12 protein-coding genes are annotated in these 12,043 nt (G+C 66.1%); 8 read left to right on the top strand and 4 right to left on the bottom strand.

Annotation, left to right across the window (positions count from 1 at the left end; all coding sequences use genetic code 11):
- The first annotated feature begins 60 nt into the window (after positions 1-60).
- The 5 genes from ACLNGM_RS12440 to ACLNGM_RS12460 all read left to right on the top strand — a co-directional run bounded on the left by ACLNGM_RS12440 (position 61) and on the right by ACLNGM_RS12460 (position 5,486).
- Positions 61-1,380 carry an ABC transporter substrate-binding protein gene (locus ACLNGM_RS12440; protein WP_416355156.1) on the top strand — a complete coding sequence of 440 codons (1,320 nt, stop codon included), beginning with the start codon at positions 61-63 and terminating at the stop codon, positions 1,378-1,380.
- Positions 1,381-1,557: 177 nt separating this feature from the next.
- Entirely contained in the window at positions 1,558-2,421 is an 864-nt protein-coding gene (locus ACLNGM_RS12445; RefSeq protein ID WP_090960254.1) for a carbohydrate ABC transporter permease, read from the top strand.
- 1 nt (position 2,422) lies between these two features.
- Positions 2,423-3,253, top strand: a complete 831-nt coding sequence (locus tag ACLNGM_RS12450; RefSeq protein ID WP_416355157.1) for a carbohydrate ABC transporter permease — start codon at positions 2,423-2,425, stop codon at positions 3,251-3,253.
- 24 nt (positions 3,254-3,277) lie between these two features.
- Positions 3,278-4,279 carry an ABC transporter ATP-binding protein gene (locus ACLNGM_RS12455; protein WP_416355158.1) on the top strand — a complete coding sequence of 334 codons (1,002 nt, stop codon included), beginning with the start codon at positions 3,278-3,280 and terminating at the stop codon, positions 4,277-4,279.
- A gap of 175 nt (positions 4,280-4,454) precedes the next feature.
- Entirely contained in the window at positions 4,455-5,486 is a 1,032-nt protein-coding gene (locus ACLNGM_RS12460; RefSeq protein ID WP_416358440.1) for a glycosyltransferase family 2 protein, read from the top strand.
- Between the two features lie 111 nt (positions 5,487-5,597).
- Here the strand turns inward: ACLNGM_RS12460 and ACLNGM_RS12465 are convergent, their stop codons facing one another.
- From ACLNGM_RS12465 to rfbA, 3 genes are all read right to left on the bottom strand, one after another.
- On the bottom strand, positions 5,598-6,350 hold the full coding sequence (locus tag ACLNGM_RS12465; protein WP_416355159.1) for an ABC transporter ATP-binding protein: 753 nt from the start codon (positions 6,348-6,350) through the stop codon (positions 5,598-5,600).
- A gap of 5 nt (positions 6,351-6,355) precedes the next feature.
- Positions 6,356-7,198 carry an ABC transporter permease gene (locus ACLNGM_RS12470; protein ID WP_416355160.1) on the bottom strand — a complete coding sequence of 281 codons (843 nt, stop codon included), beginning with the start codon at positions 7,196-7,198 and terminating at the stop codon, positions 6,356-6,358.
- Between the two features lie 134 nt (positions 7,199-7,332).
- Positions 7,333-8,208 carry a glucose-1-phosphate thymidylyltransferase RfbA gene (gene rfbA / locus ACLNGM_RS12475; protein ID WP_416355161.1) on the bottom strand — a complete coding sequence of 292 codons (876 nt, stop codon included), beginning with the start codon at positions 8,206-8,208 and terminating at the stop codon, positions 7,333-7,335.
- A gap of 165 nt (positions 8,209-8,373) precedes the next feature.
- Between rfbA and rfbC the strand changes: the two genes are divergently transcribed.
- Genes rfbC through ACLNGM_RS12490 form a run of 3 tightly spaced genes read left to right on the top strand, consistent with a single transcriptional unit; the run spans position 8,374 to position 10,980 of the window.
- Positions 8,374-8,949, top strand: coding sequence for a dTDP-4-dehydrorhamnose 3,5-epimerase (gene rfbC / locus ACLNGM_RS12480; protein ID WP_416355162.1), 576 nt, complete (start codon positions 8,374-8,376; stop codon positions 8,947-8,949).
- Entirely contained in the window at positions 8,946-10,007 is a 1,062-nt protein-coding gene (rfbB, locus tag ACLNGM_RS12485) for a dTDP-glucose 4,6-dehydratase (protein ID WP_090966019.1), read from the top strand. The genes rfbC and rfbB overlap by 4 nt, the downstream gene beginning before the upstream one ends.
- 40 nt (positions 10,008-10,047) lie before the next feature.
- Positions 10,048-10,980 carry a rhamnan synthesis F family protein gene (locus ACLNGM_RS12490; RefSeq protein ID WP_416355163.1) on the top strand — a complete coding sequence of 311 codons (933 nt, stop codon included), beginning with the start codon at positions 10,048-10,050 and terminating at the stop codon, positions 10,978-10,980.
- Here the strand turns inward: ACLNGM_RS12490 and ACLNGM_RS12495 are convergent.
- Complete coding sequence (locus ACLNGM_RS12495; RefSeq protein WP_416355164.1) at positions 10,964-12,028, bottom strand: Gfo/Idh/MocA family protein; 1,065 nt, start codon at positions 12,026-12,028, stop codon at positions 10,964-10,966. The two genes, ACLNGM_RS12490 and ACLNGM_RS12495, sit on opposite strands and share 17 nt — an antisense overlap.
- Between the last annotated feature and the right edge of the window lie 15 nt (positions 12,029-12,043).

The following is a 12,043-nucleotide window of genomic DNA, read 5'->3' on the forward strand; positions in this document are numbered from 1 at the left end:
GGGTGAGAATTTGCTCGCAGAGTGGGTATTTGCCCATGTGGGGCTGGGAGGCTTCTGACGATGAACCAACGGTTTTGGATTGCCGGCGCCATGGCGCTTGCCGCTTCGGTCGCGCTGCCGGCGCAGGCGCAGACGACGCTGACGATCGGCACGGTCAATAACAGCGACATGATCCGCATGCAGGGTCTGACGGGTGAGTTCACCAAGGCTCACCCAGATATTCAGGTGAACTGGGTCACCCTGGAAGAGAACATCCTGCGTCAGCGCGTGACGACCGACATCGCCACCAAGGGCGGGCAGTTCGACATCATGACAATCGGCACCTACGAGGTTCCGATCTGGTCGAAGCAGCAGTGGCTGGCGCCACTCGACAATCTCGGCACCGAGTACGATGCCGACGATCTCCTGCCGCCGATCCGCGCGGCGCTGTCCACCGACGGCAAGCTCTACGCCGCGCCGTTCTACGCCGAGAGCGTGATGACGCTCTATCGCAAGGATCTCCTCGAGAAGGCCGGGCTGACGATGCCCGAGAAGCCGACCTGGGACTTCATCTCGCAGGCCGCCGAGAAGATGACGGACAAGAATGCCGGCGTCTACGGCATCTGCCTGCGTGGCAAGCCGGGCTGGGGCGAGAACATGGCCTTCCTCGGCAACATGGCGCGCGAGTTCGGGGCGAACTACTTCGATGCGTCCTGGAAGCCGCAGTTCGAGAGCGAAGGCTGGAAGAAGGCCGTCACCCTCTACGTCGACCTGATGACGAAGTACGGACCTCCGGGCGCCGCCGCCAACGGCTTCAACGAGAACCTCTCGCTGTTCGGCCAGGGCAAGTGCGGCATGTGGATGGACGCCACCGTCGCCGCCTCGTTCGTGACCGATCCGAAGCAGAGCCAGGTGGCCGACAAGGTGGGCTTCGCGCCGGCGCCCTGCGGCACGGACAACTGCCCGAACGAGGGTGCGAACTGGCTCTGGGCCTGGTCGCTCGGCATCCCGGCTTCGTCGCAGAAGAAGGAGGCCGCCGAGACCTTCATCTCCTGGGCGACCTCGAAGGCCTACGCCGAACTCGTGGCGTCGAAAGAGGGCTGGGCGAATGTTCCTCCGGGCACGCGCTCCTCGCTCTACGCGAACGAGAACTACACGAAGGCCGCGCCCTTCGCCGCGCAGACGCTGGCCGCGATCAACAAGGCCGACCCGTCGGCCGGTCCGGACAAGCCCTATGTCGGCCTGCAGTTCGCCGCGATCCCCGAGTTCCAGGGTCTCGGCACCGCGGTCGGTCAGGTGATGGCCGCGGCGCTGTCCGGTCAGCAGAGCGTCGACCAGGCGCTGGCCGCCGCCCAGGCGCAGGCCACCCGCGAAATGACGCGCGCCGGCTACATCAAGTAAGCCGCCTCGGGCTCCCCGGCTCTCAAGCCGAGGAGCCTTCCGAGTTTCGGACGGCAGGCGCGGCCCGAACGGCCGCGCCGCATCCGCTTCCCCGTAAGAATTTCCCGTCGCCGCGCTGGACGCCGACCGCACGGGTCCGGTTCGTCGCGCAGCAACGGCCTTTTTCGGAGCGATCCCATGGCGACAACGCACACACGGTCCGCAGCGCGCCTGATGATGGCGCCGTCCGTCATCGCGCTCTTCATCTGGATGATCGTGCCGCTGGCGCTGACGCTCTGGTTCTCGACGCTCCGCTATACGTTCTACGACCCGCTGACGCCTTTCATCGGGATCGAGAACTACACCTACTTCCTGACCGACCCGCGCTTCATCAGCGCCTTCCAGAACACGCTGATCCTCGTCGCGGGAGTGCTGTGCATCACCGTCATCGGCGGCACCTTGATCGCGCTCCTTCTCGACCAGCAGTTCTTCGGCCAGTCGCCGGTGCGCCTTCTGGTCCTCGCACCGTTCTTCGTCATGCCGACGGTGGCGGCGCTCGTCTGGAAGAACATGATGATGAACCCGGTCTATGGCGTCATCGCGCAGGGGCTCACCGCGATCGGCCTGCCGCCGATCGACTGGCTGACCAACTACCCGCTCCTGTCGATCATCATCATCGTCGCCTGGCAGTGGCTTCCGTTCGCGACGCTGATCCTCCTCACCTCGCTGCAGTCGCTTTCCGAGGACCAGAAGGAAGCCGCCGAGATGGACGGGGCGAAGGCGCTGTCTATCTTCTGGTACATCACCCTGCCGCATATGAAGCGCGCGATCACCGTCGTGATCCTGATCCAGACCATCTTCCTTCTGTCGGTCTACGCGGAGATCTTCGTGACGACCGGCGGCGGCGTGTCCTCGTCGAACCTGCCGTTCCTGATCGCCTCGATCATCTCGCTGGAAGGGGATGTCGGTACGGCGTCGGCCGGCGGCATCGTCGCCGTCGTGCTCGCCAACATCGTTTCCATCTTCCTCGTGCGCCTCGTCGGCAAGAATCTGGAGGCCTGATATGGCGCGCCGCGTTTCCACCCAGCGCAAGATCGGCATGACGGTGCTCGCCTGGGCCGTCGGTCTCCTGATCTTCTTTCCGATCCTCTGGACGGTTCTGACCTCGTTCAAGACCGAGCTCGACGCGATCTCGATCCCGCCGAAGTTCATGTTCTTCAACTGGACGACCGAGAACTACGTCGCGATCCAGGAGCAGCGGAACTACTTCGCCTTCCTCCTGAACTCGGTCTACCTGTCGCTCGGCTCGACGGCGCTCGGCCTCATCTTCGCGATTCCCGCGGCTTGGGCGATGGCCTTCTCGCCGACGCCGAAGACCCGGGGCGTACTGCTCTGGATGCTGTCGACGAAGATGATGCCGGCCGTTGGCGCGCTGGTGCCGGTGACGATCCTGTTCCGCAACTTCGGTCTCCTCGACAGTCGCTTCGGCCTGATCGTGATCCTCTTCCTGATCAACCTGCCGATCATCGTCTGGATGCTCTACACCTACTTCAAGGAGATCCCCGGCGAGATTCTGGAAGCCGCGCGCATGGACGGCGCGAACCTCCGGCAGGAGCTCTTCCGGGTGCTGGCGCCGATGGCGCTGCCTGGCATCGCCTCGACGGTGCTTCTCAATGTCATCCTCGCCTGGAACGAGGCGTTCTGGACGCTGCTCCTGACGACGACGAACGCGGCCCCGCTGACGGCCTTCATCGCCTCCTTCTCGAGTCCGCAGGGCAACTTCTACGCCAAGCTTTCGGCGGCCTCGACGCTCGCCATTGCGCCCATCCTCATCATCGGCTGGTTCTCCCAGAAGCAGCTCGTCCGCGGCCTGACCTTCGGCGCCGTGAAGTAAGAAGCCGTTTCGGGAGATCCAGACATGAGTGCCATCACCCTCAAGAACGTCCAAAAGCGCTTCGGCGACGCCGTGATCATTCCCGGGATCGACCTCGAGATCCGCGACGGCGAGTTCGTCGTCTTCGTCGGCCCGTCCGGCTGCGGCAAGTCCACGCTGCTCCGCCTGATCGCAGGGCTGGAGGACGTGTCCGGCGGATCGATCGTGATCGACGGGAAGGACGTCACCGAGGCCCCGCCGGCCAAGCGCGGCCTCGCCATGGTGTTCCAGTCCTACGCGCTCTATCCGCACATGAGCGTCGCGGCCAATATCGGCTTCCCGCTGAAGATGGCCGGGATGGACAAGGCAGCGATCGAGAAGAAGGTGCAGGCCGCGGCCTCGACGCTCAACCTCACCGATTACCTCAACCGTCGTCCGCGCGAGCTGTCGGGCGGCCAGCGCCAGCGCGTGGCGATCGGGCGCGCCATCGTGCGCGAGCCGAAGGGCTTCCTGTTCGACGAGCCTCTGTCGAACCTCGACGCGGCGTTGCGCGTCAACATGCGGCTCGAAATCTCCGAGCTGCATGCGCAGCTGAAGACGACGATGATCTATGTCACGCACGACCAGGTCGAGGCGATGACGATGGCCGACAAGATCGTGGTGCTCAACCGCGGCAACATCGAGCAGGTCGGATCGCCGCTCGAACTCTACGCCAACCCCCGCAACCTCTTCGTCGCCGGCTTCATCGGATCGCCGAAGATGAACTTCCTGGCCGGTGCGTATGCGAGCCAGCACGGCGCGGCGACCGTCGGCGTGCGGCCCGAGCATTTCACGCTGTCGACGACGGGCGGCGCGCTGAAGGGCACGGCCGGTGTCTCCGAGCATCTCGGCTCGGACACGTTCGTCCACGTGAAGATGGATTCCGGCGAGATGGTCACGGCGCGTTCGCCCGGCGACTTCCGCGTCGGCCACGGCGACACGGTCTGGCTGACGCCGGAGGAGGGGCGGATGCACCGCTTCGACGCGCAAGGGTTGGCGATCCGCTGAGTCCATCGCCTCTGGAGATGAGGGGGAGGCCGGTTCCGACCTTCGGTCAGCATCGTTTCTGGCAACCATGGTTGGACGTTCGCGGCGCCCACCGAGGCGTCGCGATTTCAATTTTGCCCGAAACGTGAGAAACGCTGCGGTCAGTTGAGTATTTGGCGAGACAGTTCGTTTGACCGTGACCTCCGAGGCTGCTGGCGGATCCCCGTATTCCGTCGTTGCCATCATCGCGCTGTATAACGGCGCGGAATTCATCGAACGTTCGATCCGGACGGTCCTGTCGCAGACCCGCAAGCCGGACGAATTCATCGTCGTGGACGACGGATCGACCGATGGCGGCGCGGCGATCGTCGAGCGCCTCGCCGAGGAACACCCGTCAATCCGCCTCTTGAAGAAGGAGAACGGCGGCCAGTCTTCGGCACGCAATTTTGCGGTCACCCATTCCACGAGCCGTCTCATCGCGCTTCTGGACCAGGACGACGGCTGGTATCCCAACCACATCGAGGAACTGATCAAGCCGTTCGAGGCGGGAGATCGCTTCAAGCTCGGATGGGTCTACAGCGATCTCGACGAATGCGACCGCTTCGGTCGCGTCCGCAATCGCTGCATGCTCCAGATGCTGCCGCAAGAGCATCCGAAGACCCAGCTGGCGCGCTGCCTTTCCGAGGACATGTTCATCCTTCCGTCGGCCTCGCTGATCGCGCGCGAGGCGTTCGAGGACGTCGGCCGCTTCGACGAACGCCTCAGCGGCTACGAGGACGACGACCTTTTCATCCGGCTGTTCTACGCGGGATGGGACAACGTGTTCCTGCCGAAGTCGCTATCCTACTGGTGCATCTACACCGGTTCGACGTCGTATTCGCCGCGGATGGCCCGTTCGCGGATGATCTATTTCGAGAAGCTCTACAACGACTTCGACAATTCCGACATGCCACTAATGCCGCAGTGGAAGACGATCATCGCACAGCGCTTCTACATGACGGTCTTCGGGGAGCTTCAGCGGGCTGCGATGCTCCGTGACCGAGCGCTCTACGATCGGTCGGTTGCCGATCTGCAGCACATCATTCCGTTCCTGCCGCAGGGGATGCAGCGCCGCGCCCGGATCCGGCTGCGGGCCCTGCGATCCTTCGAGCGGTCCCAGTTCCTCGAGCGAATTGGGGTATTCCGCATCATGCGGGCCGGCTGGCGCATGGTGCTGCGTTTGCGCTGATTGCGGTCGCGTCGCGCGGGTCGGTATCGCCGCGGGAACCCGACCATGTGGCAAATTCCAACGGAACCGGGGGCGTGTTCTCGGCGTCGAACAGTGTCCGCGCGACGGAGGTCAGCCGTGCAGCGACGCCTGGTAGGCGGCTAGCACCTCCTCGATCGGCCCGTGCATGCGCATCCGGCCGTGCTCCATCCACAGCGCGGTCGTGCACCATTGGCGCAGGAGGTCGTCGGAGTGCGAGGCGAGCACGAGGAGGCCAGCTTCGCCGATGAACGAGCGCATGCGCTCCTTCGCCTGCTGGATGAAGGCCGCATCGCCCGCGCCGATGCCCTCGTCGATCAGGAGGATGTCGGGCCGGATCGAGGTCGATACCGCGAAGGCGAGGCGGGTCGCCATGCCGGTGGAGTAGGTGCGCATCGGCATGTCGAGGAAGCCGCCGAGGTCGCTGACCGCGCCGATCTCATCCATGCGCTTGCGGATTTCGGACTTGGAAAAGCCGAGGAGCCGACCGCGCAGGATGATGTTGTCCCAGCCGGTGGCGTCGGGATCCATGCCGAAGGCGAGGTCGAACATCGGGGCGACGTCGCCCTCGACGACGACGCGCCCGCCGGTCGGCGCGTAGATGCCGGCCATGACGCGCAGCATGGTCGACTTGCCCGCGCCGTTGTGGCCGACGAGACCGACCCGCGTGCCGTGGTCGAGGCGCAGGTTCAGGCCGTCGATCGCCCGCACGCTCATCCGCTTGGTGTCGCGCGGACTGATCTGACCGCCGGTGGCCGCCGAGATGATGTTGTTCTTCAGCGACCGGTTGGTCGCATTGAAGACCGGAATGTCGACGCTGACGTTCTCGAAGGTGATCGACGCCATGACGGTCAGGCCCAGTAGGCGATGCGGGCGCGGAAGCGCGCGAAGAAGAGGACGGCCACCGTCCCCGTGACGATCGTCAGGGCGATGCAGGCCAGCCAGTTCTGCAAGAGCGCCGGCTGGCCGAGCAGCGGATCGCGCAGGATCTCGATGAGGTGGTAGAACGGGTTGATCGCGAGGAGCACGGCCCGGTCCGGCAGCATGTGCGAGCTCCACAGGATCGGCGTCATGAAGAACACGACCTGGACGACGCTCGCGATGATCAGAGGAATGTCGCGGAAACGGGCGCAGAGCGGTCCGAGAATCATGCCGGCGAAGACGCCGTTGAGGATCAGGATCAGCAGCGCCGGGAAGAACAGGAGGCCCGTCACGCCGGGCCAGATGCCGAAGATGATCGCGACGAGGATGTAGATGACGAAGTTGTGGCCGAAGGTCAGCAGCTGGCGCCAGACGAACTGGAAGACGTAGACGCTGAGCGGCATCCGCACCTGCCGCACGGAGGCGGCAGCCGACGAGTAGATGTCGCAGGCACCTGTGATGAGGCCGGAGATCAGACCCCACATGATGAAGCCGATCGCCAGGAATGGCAGGTAGGAGCTGATGTCTTGCCGGAAGATCTGCGAGTAGAGAACGCCGAGGCCCGCCACCATGACGCCCATCGAGAGCGTCAGCCAGAGGGGGCCGAGCACCGAACGGCTGTAGTGCTTCTGGACGTCTCGCCAGCCGAGGAAGAGCCACAGCTCGTGCATGCGCAGCCCGGCGAGGAAGTCCGCGCCGGCCGCGCGAAGCATGGCCGCGCGGTCCTGGTGGCCGTCGGTGACCCAGGTCCGGGCGCTGGTGGCTGCTTTCACGCGTCTTGTCCTTCACGACACCCCTTGGCGGCGGCGTCGGCCATCGTCGTTCGAACGGGTCAGACCCGGCCCCTGTCTTGCGGCCGGTCCTGATACCTTGCGGGCGTGCCGGCGCACAAGCCGGGTGGTGTCGGTCAGTCGCGGGACTGCCGGGCGATCTTCTGGAGGTAGATGCCGTAGGTGCTCTTGCCGAGTTCCCGGCCGAGGCGCTCCAGCTGGTCGGCGTCGATGAAGCCGAGGTTGAAGGCGATCTCCTCGGGGCAGGCGATCTTGAAGCCCTGGCGGTGCTCCAGCGTGCGCACGAACTCGGCCGCCTCCAGAAGCGAGTCCGGTGTGCCGGTGTCGAGCCAGGCAAAGCCCCGCCCCATGCACTGGACGCTGAGCGAGCCCTCTTCGAGATAGAGCCGGTTGAGGTCGGTGATCTCGAGCTCGCCGCGCGGCGAGGGCCTGAGGCCGCGCGCCAGCTCCGACGCCCGCCCGTCGTAGAAATAGAGGCCGGTGACGGCCCAGTTCGAGGCGGGGTTCTGGGGCTTCTCCTCGATCGTGGTGGCGCGGCCCGCCTTGTCGAAGGCGACGACGCCGTAACGCTCGGGATCGTTGACGTGGTAGGCGAAGACGCTGGCGCCCTGGCTCTTGCCCGCCGCCGCGCGCAGGAGTTCGGGCAGGCCGTGGCCGTAGAAGAGGTTGTCGCCGAGAACCAGGGCCGACGGCTCGCCGCCGACGAACTCTTCGCCGATGAGATAGGCCTGCGCCAGGCCGTCCGGGCTCGGCTGCTCGGCATAGGTGAAGCGCACGCCCCAGCGCTCGCCCGAACCCAGCAGCGCCTCGAAGCGCGGCAGGTCGTGCGGCGTCGAGATGATCAGGATGTCGCGGATGCCCGCCAGCAGGAGCGTCGACAGCGGATAGTAGATCATCGGCTTGTCGTAGACGGGCAGGAGCTGCTTGGAGGCCGTCAGCGTCATCGGGTGCAGCCGCGTGCCGCTGCCCCCTGCCAGGATGATACCCTTCATCGCTCTCCGCCTTCCTCGATACGCCACGCCCCAGGTCGTGCCGTTCTCTATCGCGCAAGGGCGGAACTTGCCAGATCGTTCTTGGCGGCGGGCCGGCCTCCCTTGCGGGCGGCCCGGCGATGACGCAAAAGCGTGGCCATCTCATCGATGCCGCAAGGGTGGCCCATGCTCGACGTCCGAAAGCTGGACATTCCGGAGATCCTGGAGATCGTGCCGCGCCGGTTCGGCGACGACCGGGGCTTCTTCTCCGAGACCTTCAACCGGGCGCGGCTCGGCGAGAACGGCATCGAGATCGACTGGATGCAGGACAACCAGTCCTACTCGGCCGAGGCCTTCACGCTGCGCGGCCTGCACTACCAGGAGCCGCCGTTCGCGCAGGACAAGCTCGTGCGCGTGCTGCGCGGGCGCATCCTCGACGTCGCGGTCGACATTCGCGAGGGGTCGCCGACCTTTGCCCGATGGGTCGCGCTGGAGCTGTCGGCGGACGCCTTCAACCAGATCCTGGTCCCAGCGGGCTTTGCCCACGGCTTCCTGACGCTCGAGCCCGACACCGAGGTCTTCTACAAGGTGTCGGCGCCCTACAGCGGCGCGCACGACCGCTCGATCCGCTTCGACGACCCGGACATCGCGATCAGCTGGCCGCTCAGGGGCCGGCACCCGGTCCTCTCCGCCAAGGACGAGGCCGCACCGCGCCTTGCCGACATCAGGACGCCCTTCCGCTTCGGGGAGAACGCAAAATGAAGATCCTCGTCACCGGCGGCGCCGGCTTCATCGGCTCGGCGGTCTGCCGCCACCTGATCCGCGACACCGACCACAGCGTCGTCAACCTCGACAAGCTGACCTACGCCGCGAGCCTGTCGTCGCTAGCCGAGATCGAGAACGACCGGCGCTACCGCTTCGTGAAGGGTGACATCGGCGACCGCGCCTTCGTCGCCGATCTCCTTGCTGAGGAGCAGGTCGACGCGATCATGCATCTGGCGGCCGAAAGCCATGTCGACCGCTCGATCGACGGGCCGGGCGACTTCATCCAGACCAACATCGTCGGCACCTACGAGCTTCTGGAAGCCGCGCGCGCCTACTGGATGCAGCTGCCGGCCGACCGGCGGGAAGCCTTCCGCTTTCACCACGTCTCGACCGACGAGGTCTACGGCGACCTGCCGCTCGACGACAGCCTCTTCACCGAGGACACGCCCTACGCGCCGTCCTCGCCCTACTCGGCCTCGAAGGCGGCGTCCGACCACCTGGCGATGGCCTGGTTCCACACCTACCACATGCCCGTGGTGCTCTCGAACTGCTCGAACAACTACGGTCCCTACCACTTCCCCGAGAAGCTGATCCCGCTCGTCATCCTGAACGGGCTGGAGGGCCAGCGCCTGCCGGTCTACGGCCGGGGCGAGAACGTGCGCGACTGGCTCTATGTCGACGACCATGCCCGCGCCCTGGCGCTCGTCGTCACCCGGGGCGAGCCCGGCCGGTCCTACAACATCGGCGGGCGCAACGAGCGCTCCAACCTCGCCGTCGTCGAGACGATCTGCGACACGCTCGACCGCCTGTCGCCGCTCCCCAATGGCGAGCCGCGGCGCGAATTGATCGACTTCGTCACCGACCGTCCGGGACACGACCTTCGCTATGCGATCGACGCCAGCCGGATCGAGAACGAACTCGGCTGGCGCGCCGAGGAAACCTTCGAGACCGGGCTCGAGAAGACCATCCGCTGGTATCTCGACCATCCCGACTGGTGGCGCCCGATCCGCCAGAAGCGATACGCCGGCCAGCGCCTCGGGACGGCCAAGGCTTGATCTGGTTTCGTCCCATGACCGTTCGGCCGGCGACGCCGCGATGACCGGCGTTCCGATCGTCTTCGTCCATGTGCATCATCCCGACGTGTGGGAGGAGATGGCACGCGATCTCGCTGCGGCCCTCCAGCGCCCCTTCGGGCTGGTGCTGACATGTCGCGACGCGGGAATGACGCTGGCGGCGGTCGACAGCCCGCATGTCCTCTTCACGCGCCAGGTCGTCGTCGAGAATCGCGGCCGCGACGTCCTGCCCTTCATGAAGGCGCTGCGGGCCGAGGGCGACGGGTTCGACATCGGTCTGAAGCTTCACACCAAGAAGTCCGTCCATCGCGACGACGGTGACGACTGGCGGCGCTTCCTGACACGCTCGCTGCTGGCCGGCCGCGACGGCGTTCCCGCGCCACTGGCGGCGATGGAGGCGTTGCCTTCGCTCGGGCTCGTGGTCCCGGAGGCGCACCTTCTCGGCCTTCGCGGCCGGATCGTTCTCAACGGCCGCATCACGCGCCGGATGATCGCGGCCCTCGGCCTCGACCTGACGCTGCGGGAACTCGAAGAGGAGCGCTTTGCCGCCGGCTCAATGTTCTGGTTCCGGCGGGAGGCTCTATCGCCACTGGCCGACCCGTCACTCGACAGCCTCTTCGCGCCGGAACGTGGCCAGCTCGACGGCACTGCCGCGCACGCCGCCGAGCGACTGTTCGCGGCGCTAACGCATCGTCGGGATTACCTCGCGGCCGGAACCGAGGCTTTGCCGGGCCTTCTCGAAGGCGCCGAACGAGGGGCTTCGAGAGCGGAGATGGAAAACATCGTGGAGCGATCCGCGCGGGACGCTGATAACCCGTTCGTCCTGCCGATGTCGGAGTTCTGGCAACGACATCCGTGGATGCTGATCGCCGCCCATCACGTCTATACGCGTTCGCCCCAACCGATCTGGCGCGTCGCGCGCACCCTGTTCCGCCGTTTCACACTAGATCGGTGACGGCGAAGCGGTCGAGGATGCGCAGGACCTCGATCGATTGCCGCATCGGCATAACCGGACTGTCGATCGCGCCGCTCGCCAGAAGGTCGGCGAAGTGATCCGCCTGATACTGAAGCCCGGAGCCTTCATAGAGCGTCGGTATTGGCCGTTCCCGAAGCGGGCGCAGCATTGCCTTCACGGCCGGCAGCGCGCCCTTCCATCCGCGTCGTGTGGGGCCGAGCGGCTGATCATCCGTGCCTGACGGGCCGGGCGCTGCACCCGTTCGTTTCAGTGACAGGGCTGGGGGACACAAGAAGGGCGCCCCGAGGCGCAGGCGTCCCGACGTGCCCGTCACGGTCGCACCGTTCGTTCCCTCACCGAGGAAGCCGAAGCCGAGCGTCGCCACCGCGCCGGAATAGGCGAGGATGAGTCCCCCGGCCATCGGCACGCCGTTTGGAGCGCGCACGGCGTTCACCGCGACGTCGGTGGGAAGCCCCAGCAGGTGGACCGCCAGCGAAAGAGGATAGACGCCGAGGTCGAGATGCGCCCCGCCGCCAAGCCGCGGGTCGAACAATCGGTGGGCCGGATCGAACGCGTTGCGATATGACAAGGACGCTTCGAGGCCGACAGGCTCGCCGATCCGCCCCTCGTCGACAAGTCGTTTTGCCGTCAGCACACCCGGCGTGAAGCGCATCCACATCGCTTCCATGCACAGGACTCCGGCGAGCCGGGCGGCTTCGGCGATCTCCTCCGCTTCCGACGCCGAGGACGCCAGCGGCTTTTCGACCAGCACAGCCTTGCCGGCCTGGATGGCAGCCAGCGCGTGGGCGCGGTGCTCCGACGTTGGGCTTGCGACATAGACGGCCTGGATCGAAGGGTCGGCGAGGACGGCGTCCAACGTGTCGCCTTTCACGCCCGGGCCGATCGCCCGAGCCAGCCCGCAAGCCCGTTCGGCCTCCCGCGAGGCGATTGCGACGACGCGTCCGCACTTGGCGTAGCGCATGTCGGCCGAGAAGCGGCGGGCGATCGCACCCGTCCCGACCACGGCCCATTTGACGATCGAGGTCATCCGCGAGCAACCAGC

This window comes from Aureimonas phyllosphaerae (genome assembly GCF_047943035.1).
In the GTDB taxonomy this organism is placed as follows: Bacteria; Pseudomonadota; Alphaproteobacteria; order Rhizobiales; family Rhizobiaceae; genus Aureimonas; species Aureimonas phyllosphaerae.